Below are 16,555 nucleotides of genomic sequence, written 5' to 3' on the forward strand. Positions count from 1 at the left end.
TTTCAGGGGAGCAGTTCGACATAGCCTTCGCTGCCGTTGACCCGGATCAGCCGGCCGTCCTCGATGCGCTCGGTGGCCCCGTCCACCCCGGCGACGGCGGGCAGGCCGTACTCACGCGCCACCACGGCGCCGTGCGTCATCACGCCCCCGACCTCCATTACCACGGCCTTGACCGAGACGAACAGCGGCGACCAGCTCGGGTCGGTGCAGACCGTCACCAGGATGTCCCCCTCCTCGACGTCGGCCTCGGCGAGGTCGCGGATGACCCGGGCGCGGCCCTCCACGACGCCGGACGACACGGCGATGCCCGCCAACGCCCCCTCGGGCAGGGCGCCGGCGTCGTACGCGCCGGAGAAGACCTCACCCTCGGAGGTGATCACGCGCGGCGGGGTCAGCTTCCGGTAGACCTCGTGCGCCTCCCGCCGGGCGGTGACGAGCGCGGGGTCCAGCTCGCCGGTGGCGACCGCGCTCCTGAACTCCTCGATGGACAGGAAGTACACGTCCTCGGGCTTCTCGACGACCCCGCGCTCCGCCAGCCGCGCCGCCTCCGCCATCAGGGCCCGCTTGTACAGCTCGTAGCGCAGCAGCAGGGAGTGCTTGGAGTACTCGCGGTAGCCGATGAAGTGGCGGATCAGGCGCATCTTCCTGGCCGCCCTCCTGGCCTTGGCCGCGCCGCCGGGCAGTTTCCCGACCCGGCCGAGCAGGTCCTCCATGGCGCGTTCCGCCTCGGCGCGGCCCTGTTCCGTCCTGCGGCGGCGTTCGCCGGGCGCGAAGGCGCGCACGTTCGCCAGGATGAGCGGGACGAGCGGCGCCGGGTCCTCGCTCCACCTGGTCCTGGTGATGTCGATGTCGCCGGCGCAGTGCATCCCGTACGCGCGCAGATAGCCCTCCAGCGTCTCCCGTACGGCGGCGCCGCCGGCGAGCCCGTCCAGGCCGGCGAGGAGTTCCCCGCGCGGGGCGGTCTCCAGGTGGCGGACGACCTCGGGGTGCGCGCGGACGACGTCGGCGACGTCCAGCAGGCCGAGCCCCATGGCGGCCACCACGTTGTGGTCGGCGGAGTGGGCGATCGCGTCGGCGGCGTTCCGCACGCCGAGCCAGGACTCCATGTGCTTGTCGACCCAGTTCACCGCCTGAATGCCGACGAAGGCCGCGGCCACGCTGCGGGTCGAAGGTCAGCTCGGCCAGGACGGAGTGGTCGTCGAGGATGTACTGGAACAGCTCGTCGCCGGACCTGCCCGCCAGGCCGGCGCGCAGCCGTTCCACCGTCTCCTCGGTGTGCGCGATGAGGGCGGGCACGACACCGGGGTCGTCCGCGCGGGAGAGCTTGAGGTACTGGCGGGCGATCGTCAGCGGGCCGGCGTCGCCGAAGTCCAGCATCGAGGTCCTGCCGCGCGCCAGCGAGGCGGTGAACTCCTTGTCCTTGAGCACGGTGCGCAGGCCGTCGGCCATGAGGACGTCCACCTTGCCGAGGCTCTTCAGGGTGGCCGGCCTGGCCCAGGCCGAGGTGAGCTCGGCGGAGACGTCCTTGTAGAAGCGGTTGCCCGCCACCACGCCCGCGGTGCGGCCGAGCCGGTCGTGCAGCAGGGCGAAGAACGACAGGCCGAGCGGGGCGAAGGCGTCGGTCATCATCTGCCGGTGGCCGTAGGAGACGTACACGTGGTTCCTGCCGTCGTGCGCGGGCGGCACGGGGTAGAGCGTGGTGACGGGGCGGCTCTGCAGCACGTACAGGCGGTCGTCGGACAGGGCCCACTCGATGTCCTGCGGCTCGCCGTAGTGCGCCTCGATCCGCCGGCCCAGGCTCTCCAGACGCAGGATCTGGGCGTCGGTGAGCTTCTGGACGCCCTGTCGTTCCGGCTCGACCGGCTGCTCCAGGGTGCCGCCGCCGGGGGCGGCGCGCAGTTCCTTCGTCTGCACGGCGACCGTCCTGCCGATGATCCGCCCGCCCCTGACCCGGTAGTTGTCGGCGTTGACCAGCCCCGAGACGAACGCCTCCCCGAGGCCGAACCCGGCGTCGATCGAGACCACGTGCCGGTTGCCGGAGACCGGGTCAGCGGTGAACATGATGCCCGCCGCGTCGGGGAAGACCATCTGCTGGACCACCACCGACAGCCGCACGGCGCGGTGCTCGAAGCCGTTCCTGATCCGGTAGGTCACCGCCCGGTCGGTGAACAGCGACGCCCAGCACCGCCGCACGCCGTCGATCACCGCGGCGGCGCCGCGGACGTTGAGGTAGGTGTCCTGCTGCCCGGCGAAGGAGCTGGCGGGCAGGTCCTCGGCGGTCGCGCTGGAACGCACCGCGCACGGCACGCCGTCGCCGCCCGCCTGCTCCAGGTGCCGGGCGATCTCGCGCCGGATCTCCTCCGGCACGCTCAGCCCCTCGATGACGGTACGCAGCCGCGCCGCGGCGACGGCGATCGCCTCGCGGTCGTCCGCCCGCAGCCCGGCCAGCCCGTCGATCAGCGCCCCGGCGTCCGCGTCCTCCTCCACGACCTGCCGGTAGGCCTCGGTGGTGACGCAGAACCCGTACGGGACCTCGACGCCGCCGATGGACGACAGCTCCCCGAGGTTGGCGCCCTTGCCTCCGGCCAGGGGGAGCCGCTCCCTGCTCACCTCGCGGAACCCGAGCACGTACGCACCCATGGCTGATCCCGTCCTTTCCCATTCAAATACAGAGCAGCACTGTATCGTAATGGGGATCGGGGTCAGGGGCCGCCCCCGAGCCGCTCGAAGACGAGCTGGGTCCGGTGGACGGCGCGCACGCCGTACACCCGCGAGATCAGCTCCGGCGTGAGGACCCGATCGGGCGGGCCGCCCGCCACGATGCGGCCGGCGCTCATGACGTAGAGCCGGTCACAGAACGCGGCGGCCTGGTTGAGGTCGTGCAGGACGGCCAGCGTGGCCATGCCCAGCTCGGCCCCCAGTTCGCGGACGAGATGCAGGATCTCCAGCTGGTGGCGGACGTCCAGGTGCGAGGTGGGCTCGTCGAGCAGCAGCAGGCGCGTCTCCTGGACCAGGGCGCGGGCGACGAGCGCGCGCTGCTTCTCGCCGCCGGACAGGGTGGCGTAGACGCGCTCCCGCGCGCCGGACAGGCCGACCCGGTCGAGGGCCCGCGCGCACCGCTCCTCGTCGGCGGCCGGGACGCGCCGGTACGGCGTGCGTCCCATCAGCACCACCTCGCCCACCGTGAAGTCGAGCTCGGCCGGCGTCTCCTGCGCCACCACGGCCGTGCGCCGGGCCGACTCGCGCCAGGGCAGGCGGTGCACGTCGTCGCCGTCCACGGTGACGAGCCCGGCCGAGGGCCGCAGCGCCCGGTAGATCGTCCGCATCAGGGTGGACTTGCCGCAACCGTTCGGCCCGACCAGGGCGGCGAACTCGCCACCGTCCACCCGCAAGCCGGCTTCGTGCACGATGCCCCGGCCGTCGAGGCGCGCAGAGACGCCGCTCACGTCGAGCCTCACGCGACGCTCACCGCCCGCTCGGCCGAGCGGCGGCGCAGCAGCCACAGGAAGAACGGCACGCCGAACAGCGCGGTGACGATGCTCAGCGCCAGCTCCTGCGGCGCGCTCACGGTGCGCGCCGCGACGTCCACCAGTTGCAGGAACGCCGCGCCGAGCAGCGCCGTGACCGGCAGCACCCGGCCGTGGTCGGCGCCGACGAGCAGGCGGGCCGCGTGCGGCGCGATCAGCCCGACGAACGCGATCGCGCCGCTGGTGGCCACCAGCACGCCGACCAGCAGGGAGGTCAGGACGAAGAGCGTGACCCGCAGGCGGGGCACGTTCACGCCGAGGGAGACGGCGCTCTCCTCGCCGGCGGCCAGCGCGTTCAGCGGGCGATGCCGCGTGAGCAGGTACGCCAGCCCCGCGCCCAGCACGGCGGCCGGCAGCGGCAACATGTGCCAGCGGGCCCCGCCCAGGCTGCCCATGAGCCAGAACAGCACCTGCTGGGCGGCCCGGCCGCTCTGCGCCTGCTGCAGCACGAAGCTGTAGAGGGCCTGGAACAGGTAGGCCAGCGCGACCCCGGCCAGCACCAGCCGCGACGGCGTGATCCGGCCGGCCCGCTGCGCCAGCGCGTACACCAGGCCCAGGGCCAGCAGGGAGCCGGCGAAGGCGGCGCCCGACAGCGACAGCCCGCCCAGCGCCCCCGCGCCCAGGATCAGCACGAGCACCGCGCCGAACGACGCGCCGGAGGAGACGCCGAGCAGGAACGGGTCGGCGAGCGGGTTGCGCACCAGCGCCTGCAGCACCGCCCCGACCACCGCCAGCCCGGCCCCGACCAGCAGCGCCAGCAGCGCCCGCGGCAGCCGGAACTCCCACACGATCTGCTCCTGCACCGGCGTCCACGTGCGCGGGAACAGGCCGGGCGCCAGCCGGTCGGCGACGATGCCCCACGCCTGCGGCAGCGCGACGTGCACCGCGCCGATGCTCACCGCCAGCCAGGTGGAGGCGAGCACGGCCACGGCCAGCCCGGCGACGAGCGCGAGGTAACGGGCCCGGCGCCGGCCCGGCGCCTGGGCGGGGGTGGTCGCCGCGGTCATGCGGGGAACGCGCCGGGGTGCAGGAAGCGGGCGATGTCGGCGATGGCCAGCAGGTTGCGGTAACCGGGATGCTGGGCCGCCACCGGCAGCGCCAGCACCCGCCGGTCCGCGGCGGCGGGGCTGTTCCTGACCACGGCGAAGGTGTCGGCGGTCTTGGCCCGCACGCTCGGCGTCGTCTCGCCCCGCAGCGTGGCGTACTCGCTGACCAGGACCGCCTCCGGCTGCGCGGCGCTGACCTGCTCCGCGCTGACCTCGGTGTAGTCGCCCTCGACGTCCTCCAGCACGTTGCGCCCGCCGGCTGCGGTGATCATCTGGTGGGTCAGGCCGGCGCCGCCGTAGGCGTTGACCGGGCCCCGGCCGCCGTCGGTGGCCAGCACCCTGACCGGCGGCCGGCCGGCGATCCGCTCGCGCACGTCGTCGAGGCCGGCGCGCAGGCCGGCGGCCAGCTTGGCGGCGCGGTCGGGGACGCCGAAGATCCGGCCCAGGTTGTGCAGGTCGGTGAAGGTGTCCTCCAGGGTGAACTCGAGCGTCTCCCGAGGGCTGCACCAGCCGCCCAGGATGTAGACCGGGGAGTCCGCCGCGTCCAGCTCCGCCACCGTGGCGTAGCCGCCGGCGGCGTCGAAGGAGGCCATCGCGTTGTCCAGCACGAAGTCGGCGCCCTGGGCGAGCATGACCTCCTTCTGCGGCAGCATGATCGTCGGGGAGATCTCCTTGATCCGCGCGTACAGCTCCCGGTGGCCCGGCAGGAACGCGCTCTCGGAGAAGTTCGTCCGCCCGGCCACCCGGTCGGCCAGGCCGAGCGCGAACAGGGTCTCCAGCGAGGGGTGGTAGCCGGTCACCACCTTGGCCGGCGGCCGGTCGAAGGTGAGGGTGCGGCCGCAGTTCTGGATCGTGACGGGGAAACCGGCCGGCGGCGCCGCGGCGGGCCCGGATTCCTGGACGGCGGGCGCCTGCCCGCAGGCGGTCAGCGTCAGGGCCGCCAGCAGGACGAGCAACCTTCTCATGCGGTGAGTACTCCGGGGGCGAGGTGGGTGATCAGAGGAAACACCACATTCTGCACAGAACTCGTAATTGCCAGCAAGTTGCAATTAGTGCTGCGTGGCGACGATGGGGCGCCGAGTCCGGGCATGCCAGGGACGCCTCGCGGCATGGGGCGCCGGAGGCGTTCGTGGAGGTCTTGCGGGGAGTTTCCGGGGGCTCTTGGGGTCAGTCGCCGCCGTCGTCGCCGGCCCAGCTCAGCACGACGAACGGGACGTTGCATGAAGGGTGGTGCACGCGGCCCGCGGTGATGCGGTAGCGGACGCCGTGGGTCTGGAGGTCGGGTTTTAAGCGCACCCGTACGACGCCGACATCCTGCTCGATGTGGGTGAGCATGCCGTCACAGGGGCCGCCGACGCAGATGGCGTTCGGTTTCGGTCTCCTGGCGGGCCGGGCCCCTGGGATCCCACTCACCACAGAGCGTTCCTCCGAGTCTTGGCTGGTCTCTAGAGACTACGCGGGGACCTCCGCCCCGGTTCGACCGCCCCTGCCCCCGCGGTCCGCCGAGAAAGGCGTTCGCGCCGACCTGCCGTATGATGTACGGTACGGCGTACGACAGGAAAGGGGTTCTCATGGTCTACCAGCCGAGCGACGACGACCGGGCGAGTGTGGAGGGCTGGTTCGCGCAGTACGACGCCCTGGCCGAGCAGGGCGCGATCGAGCAGCTCGCCGACCTGGCGGTCTTCCCGATGAACGTGGTCACCGACGTGCCCGGCGGGCACGCCGCCGTCAAGCAGTGGAGCAGGCGGGAGTACGTCGAGGCGATGAAGGAGGCGATGGGCGGCGGCACCGCGGGCCTCGGCCTGACCTCCGTCCGCACCCCACGCTTCCTCAGCCCGAACCTCGTGGTCGTCGAGACCGACGCCACGATGACGATCGAGGGCCGCGAGGAGCACATGCGCTACGCGGACCTGCTCGTCCGGACGGAGGAGGGGTGGGCGTTCCAGACGATGATCCAGGGCGGCTGGGGGCACGGCTGGCCCCCGGCCCGCCGCGGCTGACACCCACCGGCCGACGGGACCCGTCAGCCGGCGGGTCAGGCGGCGGCGTCGTGGCCGTAGACCCAGGCCAGGGCCTGGAGCGACATGCCGGGCACGCCCTCGGACATCCGGGCGTCGCGTTCGGCCTGGCCGGGCCCGTCGGGCAGGTGGAACTCCGTCTTGTTGGCCGTCGACATGGCCTGCAGCCGTGACGTCCGCGGGAGGCGCGCCGCCTCGTACTGGAGCAGCGCGGCGGGCAGGACGGCGGCGAGGTCCCGGCGGGGGCCGGCCTGCGCGGCGGCCAGGCGGGCGGCGAGGGTGGCGGCGTCCTCGACCGCCATGGCCGCCCCCTGCGCCATGAACGGCAGCATCGCGTGGCAGGCGTCGCCCAGCAGCGTCACCCGGCCCGCCGACCAGCGCCGGAGCGGGGCGCGGTCGAACAGCGCCCACAGGTACGTCTCGTCCACCGCCTCGATGATCGCCCGCACCTGCGGATGCCAGCCTTCGAACGCGGCGAGCGCCTCGGCGACGTCCCTGCGGTCGGTCCACGACTCCCGCGTCCAGCTGTCCCGCTCGATGATCGCCACGAAGTTCACCAGCCGGCCGCCGCCGACGAAGTAGTGCACGAAGTGCGCGCGGGGCCCCATCCACAGTTGCGTGGTGACCTCCAGCCCCAGGCCGCGCAGCCGCTCGGCCGGCACCAGGCCGCGATAGGCGACGCAGCCGGTGAACCGCGGATGCTCGGGCCCGAACAGGGCGGCGCGGGTGGGGGAGTGGATCCCGTCCGCGCCCACCAGCACGTCGGCCGCGGCGCGGGCGCCGTTCGCGAACCTCGCCTCGACGTGGTCGCCGTGATCGGTCAGCCCGGTGAGACGGTGCCGCAGGTGCAGGCGTTCGGCGGGCAGGCGCCGGGCGAGCGCGGCGAGCAGGTCGGCGCGGTGCATCAGGTAGTGCGGGAAGCCGAAGGCGGCCTCCAGCGGCCCGGCCTGCGGCGAGCGGGCCAGGGTGCGGCCGTCGTCCCAGCGCCGCTGATGCAGGGCCACCGGCTTGACCCCCGTCCGCTCCAGGTCCTCGGCCAGGCCGAGCCCGTGCAGCACGCGGGAGGCGTTCGGGCTGATCTGCACGCCCGCGCCGACCTCGCTCAGCGCGGCGGCCTGCTCGTAGACGTGCGCGTCGATGCCACGGTGCAACAGGGAGAGCGCGGTGGTGAGCCCTCCGACGCCGCCGCCCACGACGCTAACCGAGATTCCGCCGCCGTCACGGGTGCCGTCCGGGTGGGTGCTGTGTGCGCTCATGGCCGGCTCCCCGCCGTCGTGGTCGCTGCCCCTGCCTCCACTGTACGGAAGGCGCCGGGCCGCCGAGACCGATGTTTGACGAGTCCGCCCCTTGAGTTCTAGTCTTCTAGAACACTAGAGACAAGGGAGGTGCCCGATGACGGAGACGGAGACCCTGACCGGCCGCGCCGGGCCGTACTTCGGCCGGTTCGGCGGCCGGTTCACCCCAGAAGCCCTGGTCGTGGCCCTGGACGAGCTGGAGGCCGGCTACCGCGACGCGCTCGGCGACCCGGCGTTCCGCGACCGGCTGGAGGAGCTGCACCGCTCGTACTCGGGCCGCCCGAGCGTCATCACCGAGGTGCCGTCCTTCGCCCGGCACGCCGGCGGCGCCCGCGTCCTGCTCAAGCGCGAGGACCTCAACCACACCGGTTCCCACAAGATCAACAACGTGCTCGGCCAGGCCCTGCTCACCCGGCGCATGGGCAAGCGCCGGATCATCGCCGAGACCGGCGCCGGCCAGCACGGCGTCGCCGCCGCCACGGCCGCCGCCCTGCTCGGGCTGGAGGCGGTGATCTACATGGGCGAGGTCGACATGCGCCGCCAGGCGCTGAACGTGGTCAGGATGCGCCTGCTCGGAGCCACCGTCGTCCCCGTGACCTCCGGCTCGCGCACACTCAAGGACGCCATGAACGAGGCCATGCGCGACTGGGTCACCAACGTCGAGCACACCCACTACCTCATCGGCTCGGTCGCGGGGCCGCACCCGTTCCCGGCCATGGTGCGCGAGTTCCAGCAGATCATCGGCATCGAGGCGCGGCGGCAGATCCTCGATCTGACCGGGCGGCTGCCCGACGTCGTCTGCGCCTGCGTCGGCGGCGGCTCCAACGCGCTCGGCATCTTCCACGCCTTCCTCGACGATCCCGGCGTCGAACTCGTCGGCCTGGAGGCCGGCGGCGCCGGGGTCGGCACCGGCCGGCACGCCGCCGCCGTCTCCGGGGGCACGCCGGGCATCCTGCACGGCAGCCGTACGTACGTGCTGCAGGACGAGCACGGCCAGACCCGGGAGAGCCACTCCATCTCCGCCGGCCTCGACTATCCCGGCATCGGGCCGCAGCACGCCTGGCTGCACGACACCGGCCGGGCCCGCTACGAGGCCGTGGACGACGCGGCGGCCATGGAGGCGTTCCAGTTGCTGTGCCGCACCGAGGGGATCATCCCGGCGATCGAGAGCGCGCACGCCCTGGCCGGGGCCATCAGGGAGGGGCGGCGGCTGGGACCGGACGGGATCGTCCTGGTCAACCTCTCCGGGCGCGGCGACAAGGACATGGACACGGCCGCCCGGTACTTCGGGCTGATGGAGGCGGACGCATGAACTACCGTTCACCAGCCGGCCACGCGGGCGGATCCGAGAGGCCACGGCGAGGCGGGCTTGAGAAGCCGAGCGGGCGTGCGGACCCGCCCGAGGGGATTCGGAAAGGCGAGCTTGAGGAGTCGATGGAGGGCGGGCGCGCGGGCCTGTCCGAGGAGGTTCGGGAAAGCGGGCCTGGAAGTGCCCGGGCGGTCGTCGAGCGGGCGGGGCGGGAAGGGCGGGCCGCGCTGATCGGCTACCTGCCGGTCGGGTTTCCCGACGTCGCGACCTCGGTGGCGGCCATGCGGGCCATGGTCGCGGGCGGAGTGGACGTCGTCGAGGTGGGCCTGCCGTACACCGACCCGCTCATGGACGGCCCGCTGATCCAGCGGGCCACCGAGGCCGCGCTCGCCCGCGGGACCACCCCGGCCGACGGGCTGAGCGCCGTCCGCGCCCTGCACGGCACACCGGCGCTGATCATGACCTACTGGACGCTGATCGACCGGTACGGCGTCGCCCGCTTCGCCGAGGACCTGGCCGCGGCCGGCGGCGCCGGGCTGATCACCCCGGACCTCCTGCCCGAGGAGGCCGCCGCCTGGCACGCCGCCGCCGACCGGCACGACCTCGACCGCGTCCACCTCGTCGCCCCCACCTCCACCCGCGCACGCATCGACCTGGCCGCCCGCTCCTCCCGCGGCTTCCTCTACGCCGCCTCCGTGATGGGCGTGACGGGGGAGCGGGAGCTGGTGAGCTCGGGGGCGAAGGACCTGGTGGCGCGCGTGAAGGAGATCACGGACCTGCCGGTGTGCGTGGGGCTCGGCGTGGGGGACGCGGCGCGGGCCGCCGAGGTCGCCGCGTTCGCGGACGGCGTCATCGTCGGCTCGGCCTTCGTCCGCGCCCTGACGGACGCCCCCGACCCGGCCGCCGGCATCGCGGCCGTGGAGACCCTGGCTCGCGAACTCGCCCACGGCGTACGGCGCAGCCCGGCCTCGAACCGCCGGCGCCCCGTCGCCGAGCAGCCCGGTGGCCAGCGCTGAGGGTACCGGCCGGTCAAGGGCGGAAGGGTCAGCTACCGAGCGGTCAGGCGGCATCGGTCGGTTGCCGGCGGGTCCGGCGCCGGCGGGTCAGATCCCGAGTGACCGGGTGCCGAGTGGTCAGGCGGCATCGGTCGGTTGCCGGCGGGTCAGATCCCGGGTGGTTGTGTGCTGGGCGGTCAGGGGGTGGGGTGGTCGAGGCGCAGGGCGACCGCCGGGCGTTCCGGGGCCTGCCGCCGCGTCGTGAACACCACCTGCGACGCGCACATGATCGCCCGGTCGGCCAGCACCGGCCGATCGTCCACGTCGTACGTCACCCGCTCGCTCATCAGCGCGGCGCCTCCCGCGGGCTGCTCCAGCAGGCGGGCCTGCTCCTCCGACAGGACCACCGGCTTGATCGCCTCGGTCGCCCACGACGGCGTGACCCCGCCCCGCTCCTCGATCAGCCGGTAGAGCGGCGTCCGCTTCAGCTCCTCCTCGTCCAGGCCGGCATCCGAGCCGAGGTTCGCCGCCAGGGCGGGCGGCAGGTAGGAGAGCTGGTGGATCACCGGCGTCCCGCCCACCACCCGCAGCCGTTCGATCACCGTGACCTCGTCGCGCGGCCCCAGCCCCAGCTGGGCGGGCACCGGCGCGGGAGCCGGCCCGCGGCGCACCCCGAGCAGCACCGTCTCCAGGTCGATGCCCTGCTCGGCCAGCTCTTCCGCCAGGCTGCCCAGGCTGTTGAGCTGGTAGGGGATGACGGGCGGGCCCGCGACGAACGTGCCGAGCCCGTGCCGCTGCTCGATCCGCCCCTCGCCGCCGAGCCGCTGCAACGCCTGGCGGACGGTCATCAGGCTGACGCCGTAGTGGTCGGCGAGCTCCCGCTGCGAGGGCAGCGGCTGGCCGGCCGCGACGTCGCCCGCCTCGATCCGGGCGAGGAGATCGCGGTAGATGGCCTGGTACTTCGGCTCGCCACCCGCCGTGCCGGTCAGGCGCGGCCTGGGCTCTCCCTCCGGGAACATGCGCCAAAGCCTATCCGTGGCCGTCGTCGATCACGCTCGACGTCCGCTCCGCAACCGCCGTCGCGCACATTCGCCGACTACTCCTTGGTCGTCATCGAGCACGGTCGCCGACCGCCCGGAGGCCACGGTCGCCCTTCGGCCGGTGGCCGCCGGGGACCATGGTTGTCGTCCCGCATGGGGTGGATGTCAGGATACGGATCATGTCAGATGCCATGCGGTACCCCCTTGAGCCAGGCCCGGAGCAGGTGCGTCAGATGGGTGAGGCCGTGCTGGCCTTCGCCGAGGAGTACCTGCGCGACCTGCCGGAGCTGCCCGCCTTCGACCCGATCGGCGGCGAGGAGCTGGCGGGGGCGCTGCGCGAGCCGGCTCCCGAGCTGGGCAGCCCGCTGCCCGGCCTGCTGTCCACGCTGCACGCGGCGGCCCGCGTCGGAGCCACCAGCGCCGGTCCCGGCTACCTCGCCTACGTGCCGGGCGGCGGCCTGTACGCGGCCGCGCTCGCCGACTTCCTGGCCGCGGTGATGAACAAGTACGTCTCCGTCTGGCAGCTGGCCCCCGCGTGCGCGCAGATCGAGGCGACGGCCGTCCGCTGGCTCTGCGACCTGTTCGGCTATCCCGCGCAGGCGCGCGGCATCCTCACCTCCGGTGGCTCCATGGCCAACTTCTCCGCCATCGTGACCGCCAGGAACGCCCGGCTCGGGGAGAGCTTCCTCGACGGCACCGTCTACGTCACCGGCCAGACCCACGCCTCCTGCGCCAAGGCGGCCCTGCTGGCGGGCGTCCCGCGCGCGCACGTCCGCGCCGTGCCGACCGGCCGGGACCTGGCCATGGATCCGGCCGCGCTGGAGCGGATGATCGAGGAGGACCGGCGGGCCGGGCTGCGGCCGTTCCTGGTGATCGGCAGCGCGGGCACGACGAACACCGGGGCCGTCGACCCGCTCACCGAGCTCGCCGCCGTCGCCGGCCGGGCCGGGGCCTGGTTCCACGTCGACGCCGCCTACGGCGGCCCGTTCCAGCTCACCGAACGCGGCCGGGCCCGGCTGCGCGGCATCGAGCTGGCCGACTCGATCACGATGGATCCGCACAAGGCCCTGTTCCTGCCGTACGGGATCGGCGCGCTGCTGGTACGCGACGGCGCCCTGCTGCGCCAGGCCCACCACATGGACGCGGCCTACCTGCAGGACCTGAGCGAGGAGGAGGAGATCCCCAACTTCAGCGAGTACTCCCCTGAGCTGACCCGCGACTTCCGCGGCCTGCGGCTGTGGCTGCCGATCAAGCTGCACGGCCTCGGCGCCTTCCGCCGCGCCCTGGACGAGAAGCTCGACCTGGCCGAGCTCGTCTACGAGCGGCTGCGCGAGCAGGGCTTCGAGGTCCCGTGGCGACCGAGCCTGACGGCCGTCGCCTTCCGCTGGGCCCCCGGCGGCGGCGACAGTGACGGTAACGGCGACGGCGACGGTGCGGATGCCGACGCGTTCAACGCCGAACTCCTGCGCCGTGTGACGGCGCGGGGCCGGGCGCTGCTGTCCAGCACCCGGATCGACGGCCGGTACATGATCCGGGTGTGCGTCGTCAGCCACCGCACCCACCGGGACCGGGTGGAGCAGCTCCTCGACATCATCGGCGAGAGCTGCGCCGAACTACGGGCGGAACGCGCCGCCGCCCCCGACCCCGGCAGAACAGCCGGGGGAGCGCCGGGCCGGGCCTAGCGACCCGGCCGGGGCCCGCCCGGACGGCCTGGCGACCCGGCCGGGGAAGCGCCCGGGAGGGCAGGGTGCCACGGCCCGGGGCGGGCCTGGCGGCCGGTCAGGCGTCGGAGCCGAGCAGGCCCTGCTTGCCCAGCCAGTCCGCCGACACCTTGCCCGGCTCCTCGCCCTCGACGTCCACCCGGGCGTTGAGCTGCTGCATGGTGGCGTCGTCCAGCTTGGCGATGACCGGCTGCAGCACCTTCTCCAGCGCGGGGTACTTGTCGTAGGTCTCCTGCCGCATCGTCATGGCCGCGTTGTAGATCGGGAAGAACTTCTTGTCGTCCTCCAGCACGGTCAGGCCGAGCGCGGCGATGCGGCCGTCGGTGGTGAACACCTCGCCGAAGTTGCAGGTCTGACCCTTGTCGGTCTCGGTGTAGACGACGCCGGTGTCGAGCAGCTTGACGCGGTCCTTGGGGATGGTCATGTCGTAGGCCTTGCTGAGGCCGGGCAGCCCGTCGTCACGGGTGGAGAACTCCGTCTCGATGCAGATGCTGACCTCCTCGGGCTTGCTCTTGGCCAGCGCGGCCACGTCGGACACCGTCTTGACGCCCAGTTCGGTCGCCTTCTCCGAGCGGATGGCCAGGGCGTAGGTGTTGTTCAGCGGGGTCGGGCCGATCCAGTGGATCTTGTTCTTCTGCAGGTCGGCGTCGGCGGTGGCCTTGAACTGCTCGGCGGAGTCCTGGATGGGCTTGGCGTTCTTCAGGTGCTCGATCCACCCGGTGCCGGAGTACTCCCAGTACATGTCGATCTCACTGGACTCCAGGGCCTTGCGGTTGGCCACGGTGCCGCCCAGGTTGGTCTTGTCGACGATCTCCGCTCCGTGCGCCTTCAGCAGCTGGACGGCGATCTTGCCGAGCATGATGTTCTCGGTGAAGTCCTTGGAGCCGACGATGAACTTGGCGCCGGCCAGCTCGTCGCCCGCGCTGCCCGCCTCGACCTCCCCTGGCGAGCCGCAGCCGGCGGTGCCCAGGGTCAGTGCCGCGGCGGCGAGCAGGGCGAAGGTCGTCCGGACGGGACGGGAAAGCATGTCGGAAACACCTCGTGTTCTTCGATGATCGGAAAACGTCAACCGCATAGGGGAAAAGGGGGTCACATGCCGCGCGGCTTGAGCAGGTTCTCGGCGAGCCCGCCCAGCCAGTCGACGAGGAAGGCGATGCACGCGGTCAGCACGCCGCCGACGATGGTGACGGGCATGCGGTTCAGCTTGAGCCCGTTGATGATCAGCTCGCCGAACCCGCCGGCGGCGACGAACGCGCCCAGCGTGGCCACGCCCACGGTCAGCACCAGGGCCGTGCGCAGCCCGGCCAGGATCGCGGGCACGGCGAGCTTGAGCTCGACCCGGCGCAGGATCTGGCCGCTGGTCATGCCCATGCCGCGGGCGGCCTCGACGAGGGCCGGGTCGACCTGCTGCACGCCGACCATGGTGTTGCGCAGCACGGGCAGCACGGCGTAGGCGACGAGCCCGACGAGCGCGGTCTGGAAGCCGACGCCCATCAGGAACGTGCACAGCACCAGCAGCCCGATGCACGGCACCGCCTGGCCGAGGTTGCCCGCGGTCAGGATGATCGGGGCGATGAACCGGTTGCGCGCCCGCGAGGCGACGATGCCCAGCGGGATGGCGATGATCACCACCAGGACGGTGGCGGCCGCGGTCATCTCCAGGTGCTCGACGGCCTTGGCCACGATCACGGCGGCGTTCAGGCTGCGCTGCTCGATGGAGTCCAGTTCGAGCGTGCCGACCCAGAGGTACAGGGCGACGAGCGCGACGGCCACGACGGCGGGGGTGAGCAGGTGACGCAGGGCGCCGGGGCGGCGTACGGCCGGGCGGGCGGGCGCGGCGGGCAGCGTGTCAGCGGTCACCGGAGACCACCGCCTCGGCCGGGGCGCCCACGGCCTCGCACAGCGAGGCGTAGGTGAGCACGCCGGTCGGCGAACTGCACTTGTCGGTGCCGTGGGAGAGCATGAGGTCCAGCGCCTCGCGCAGGCTGGCGTCGGCGCTCACCTGCGGCAGGCGGGTGTCCGGCGGCAGCGCCGGGGTCACGTCGGCGACGCTGAGCAGGGCCAGCCGCTTGAGCGTGCCGTCCTGGCCGATGAACCCGGCGACGTAGTCGTCGGCCGGGGCGGCGAGGATGGCGGCGGGCGTGTCGTACTGGGCGATGTGGGAGCGCTCGCGCAGGATCGCGATGCGGTCGCCCAGCTTGATGGCCTCCTCGAAGTCGTGGGTGACGAAGATGATCGTCTTGCGCAGCTGTTTCTGCAGCCGGGCGAACTCGTTCTGCAGGTGCTCGCGGGTGATCGGGTCGGTCGCGCCGAACGGCTCGTCCATGAGCATGACGGGAGGGTCGGCGGCCAGCGCCCGGGCGACGCCGACGCGCTGCTGCTGGCCGCCGGACAGCTGGCGGGGGTAGCGGTCGCGGAAGAGCGACGGCTCCAGGCTGACCAGGGAGAGCAGTTCCTCGACGCGGGCGTTGATCCGGTCGGCGCTCCAGCCGAGCAGTTTGGGCACCAGGCCGATGTTCTGGGCGACCGTCTGGTGGGGGAAGAGGCCGACCTGCTGGATGGCGTAGCCGATGTGGCGGCGCAGCTGGTCGGGGTTGAGGCCGAGGACGTCCTGGCCGCCGATGCGGATCTCGCCGGAGCTCGGCTCGACCAGCCGGTTGATCATCTTCATCGTGGTCGTCTTGCCGCAGCCGGACGGGCCGACCAGCACGACGAGCTCTCCGGCGGGGATGTCGAGGGTGACGTCGTCGACCGCTGGGGCGGGCTGCCCCGGGTAGTGCTTGGTCAGCGAGCGCAACTCGATGCGCACGCCTTCGGTGTCACGATCGAACACGAAGCCCCCTCGGGGTGGTCAGCCGGCTGACGGCGAAGAAGAACAGGTCGAACAGGATGGCGACGACCACGATGCCGAGCGTTCCGGCGAGCGTGGCGTTGAGCGAGTTCACCGAGCCGAGCCGGGACAGGCCCTCGAAGATCTGCGTGCCCAGTCCTGGGCCGTCGACGAAGGCGGCGATGGCGGCGATGCCGATGAGCATCTGCGCCGAGACGCGCACTCCGGTGAGGATCAGTGGCCAGGCCAGGGGCAGCTGCACCTGCAGCAGCACGCGGGTGCGGCTGAGGCCCATGCCCCGGCCGGCCTCCACGGTGGCGGCGTCCAGGCCGCGCAGCCCGGTGACGGTGTTGCGGATGATCGGCAGGAAGGCGTACGCGGTGAGCGCGACGAGGGTGGAGCCCCAGCCGAGCCCGGTGATGGGGATGAGGAGGGTGAGCAGCGCCAGGGAGGGCACCGTCAGGACGGCCGCCGAGGCGGCTATCGCACCTCCCCTCGCTCGCGGGGAGTCGTAGAACAGGAGCCCGATGAGCACGCCGACGGCGGTGGCGACGGCCATGGCGATGGCCACCACCATGGCATGCTCCGCGGCGGCCAGCGAGAGGGTGTCCCAGCGTGAGACCACGTACTCGCCGAAACTCATGGAGGAACCGCCTTCGCTTACGCTTGCATGGGTTCGCAAACGTATGTGATTTGTTGCGGTGAGCGCAAAACATGGTGCAACTAGCGCAACACTAGTGCAACGCTTTCGTGATGAACGGACAAGGATGACAG

At 72.7% G+C, this 16,555-nt stretch carries 15 protein-coding genes and 1 pseudogene; 4 read left to right on the forward strand and 12 right to left on the reverse strand.

Features of this window, described 5'->3' with window-relative positions; translation table 11 throughout:
* Positions 1-2: 2 nt before the first annotated feature.
* From B0I32_RS59835 to B0I32_RS57650, 6 genes and pseudogenes are all read right to left on the reverse strand, one after another.
* Complete coding sequence (locus B0I32_RS59835; protein WP_245955847.1) at positions 3-1,127, reverse strand: PEP-utilizing enzyme; 1,125 nt, start codon at positions 1,125-1,127, stop codon at positions 3-5.
* A 625-nt stretch (positions 1,128-1,752) separates the two neighbouring features.
* Positions 1,753-2,640, reverse strand: a pseudogene (locus tag B0I32_RS59840) (PEP/pyruvate-binding domain-containing protein); the annotation flags it as partial.
* Between the two features lie 62 nt (positions 2,641-2,702).
* Positions 2,703-3,458, reverse strand: coding sequence for an ABC transporter ATP-binding protein (locus tag B0I32_RS15590; RefSeq protein ID WP_106239456.1), 756 nt, complete (start codon positions 3,456-3,458; stop codon positions 2,703-2,705).
* Complete coding sequence (locus tag B0I32_RS15595; protein ID WP_106239458.1) at positions 3,455-4,534, reverse strand: FecCD family ABC transporter permease; 1,080 nt, start codon at positions 4,532-4,534, stop codon at positions 3,455-3,457. Before B0I32_RS15595 ends, B0I32_RS15590 begins: the two co-directional genes overlap by 4 nt.
* Positions 4,531-5,538: an ABC transporter substrate-binding protein gene (locus B0I32_RS15600; protein WP_106239460.1), complete on the reverse strand. Its 1,008-nt coding sequence runs from the start codon at positions 5,536-5,538 to the stop codon at positions 4,531-4,533. The genes B0I32_RS15595 and B0I32_RS15600 overlap by 4 nt, the downstream gene beginning before the upstream one ends.
* A 202-nt stretch (positions 5,539-5,740) precedes the next feature.
* Positions 5,741-5,908, reverse strand: a complete 168-nt coding sequence (locus tag B0I32_RS57650; protein ID WP_181307429.1) for a hypothetical protein — start codon at positions 5,906-5,908, stop codon at positions 5,741-5,743.
* Between the two features lie 236 nt (positions 5,909-6,144).
* Between B0I32_RS57650 and B0I32_RS15605 the strand changes: the two genes are divergently transcribed.
* Complete coding sequence (locus tag B0I32_RS15605; RefSeq protein WP_106239463.1) at positions 6,145-6,573, forward strand: hypothetical protein; 429 nt, start codon at positions 6,145-6,147, stop codon at positions 6,571-6,573.
* A 35-nt stretch (positions 6,574-6,608) separates the two neighbouring features.
* On the opposite strand, the gene B0I32_RS15610 is transcribed toward B0I32_RS15605, so the two are convergent.
* A complete protein-coding gene (locus B0I32_RS15610) occupies positions 6,609-7,847 on the reverse strand; it encodes an FAD-dependent monooxygenase (RefSeq protein ID WP_219911831.1) in 1,239 nt (412 codons plus the stop codon).
* 136 nt (positions 7,848-7,983) lie between these two features.
* Here B0I32_RS15610 and trpB point away from each other — a divergent pair, with 136 nt between their 5' ends.
* Together trpB and trpA are read left to right on the forward strand one after the other, a co-directional pair.
* Positions 7,984-9,198, forward strand: coding sequence for a tryptophan synthase subunit beta (trpB, locus tag B0I32_RS15615; RefSeq protein ID WP_106239465.1), 1,215 nt, complete (start codon positions 7,984-7,986; stop codon positions 9,196-9,198).
* Positions 9,199-9,320: 122 nt separating this feature from the next.
* Positions 9,321-10,211 (forward strand): tryptophan synthase subunit alpha, encoded by an 891-nt coding sequence (trpA, locus tag B0I32_RS15620; protein ID WP_106239468.1) that lies wholly within the window; start codon positions 9,321-9,323, stop codon positions 10,209-10,211.
* A gap of 176 nt (positions 10,212-10,387) precedes the next feature.
* Here the strand turns inward: trpA and B0I32_RS15625 are convergent, their stop codons facing one another.
* Entirely contained in the window at positions 10,388-11,209 is an 822-nt protein-coding gene (locus B0I32_RS15625) for a GntR family transcriptional regulator (RefSeq protein WP_106239470.1), read from the reverse strand.
* A 254-nt stretch (positions 11,210-11,463) separates the two neighbouring features.
* Here B0I32_RS15625 and B0I32_RS15630 point away from each other — a divergent pair, with 254 nt between their 5' ends.
* The gene (locus tag B0I32_RS15630) at positions 11,464-12,912 is read left to right on the forward strand and encodes a pyridoxal phosphate-dependent decarboxylase family protein (RefSeq protein ID WP_219911832.1); all 1,449 of its coding nucleotides are present in this window, start codon (positions 11,464-11,466) and stop codon (positions 12,910-12,912) included.
* A 97-nt stretch (positions 12,913-13,009) separates the two neighbouring features.
* Here B0I32_RS15630 and B0I32_RS15635 read toward each other — a convergent pair whose 3' ends face one another.
* The 4 genes from B0I32_RS15635 to B0I32_RS15650 form a co-directional block, all read right to left on the reverse strand.
* The gene (locus tag B0I32_RS15635; RefSeq protein ID WP_106239474.1) at positions 13,010-13,978 is read right to left on the reverse strand and encodes a glycine betaine ABC transporter substrate-binding protein; all 969 of its coding nucleotides are present in this window, start codon (positions 13,976-13,978) and stop codon (positions 13,010-13,012) included.
* 62 nt (positions 13,979-14,040) lie between these two features.
* Entirely contained in the window at positions 14,041-14,811 is a 771-nt protein-coding gene (locus tag B0I32_RS15640) for an ABC transporter permease (protein WP_219911833.1), read from the reverse strand.
* Positions 14,801-15,784 carry an ABC transporter ATP-binding protein gene (locus B0I32_RS15645; protein ID WP_106239477.1) on the reverse strand — a complete coding sequence of 328 codons (984 nt, stop codon included), beginning with the start codon at positions 15,782-15,784 and terminating at the stop codon, positions 14,801-14,803. The genes B0I32_RS15640 and B0I32_RS15645 overlap by 11 nt, the downstream gene beginning before the upstream one ends.
* Positions 15,771-16,424, reverse strand: coding sequence for an ABC transporter permease (locus tag B0I32_RS15650; RefSeq protein WP_106239480.1), 654 nt, complete (start codon positions 16,422-16,424; stop codon positions 15,771-15,773). The genes B0I32_RS15645 and B0I32_RS15650 overlap by 14 nt, the downstream gene beginning before the upstream one ends.
* Positions 16,425-16,555: the final 131 nt, after the last annotated feature.

It is taken from the genome of Nonomuraea fuscirosea (genome assembly GCF_003001935.1).
GTDB lineage: Bacteria > Actinomycetota > Actinomycetes > Streptosporangiales > Streptosporangiaceae > Nonomuraea > Nonomuraea fuscirosea.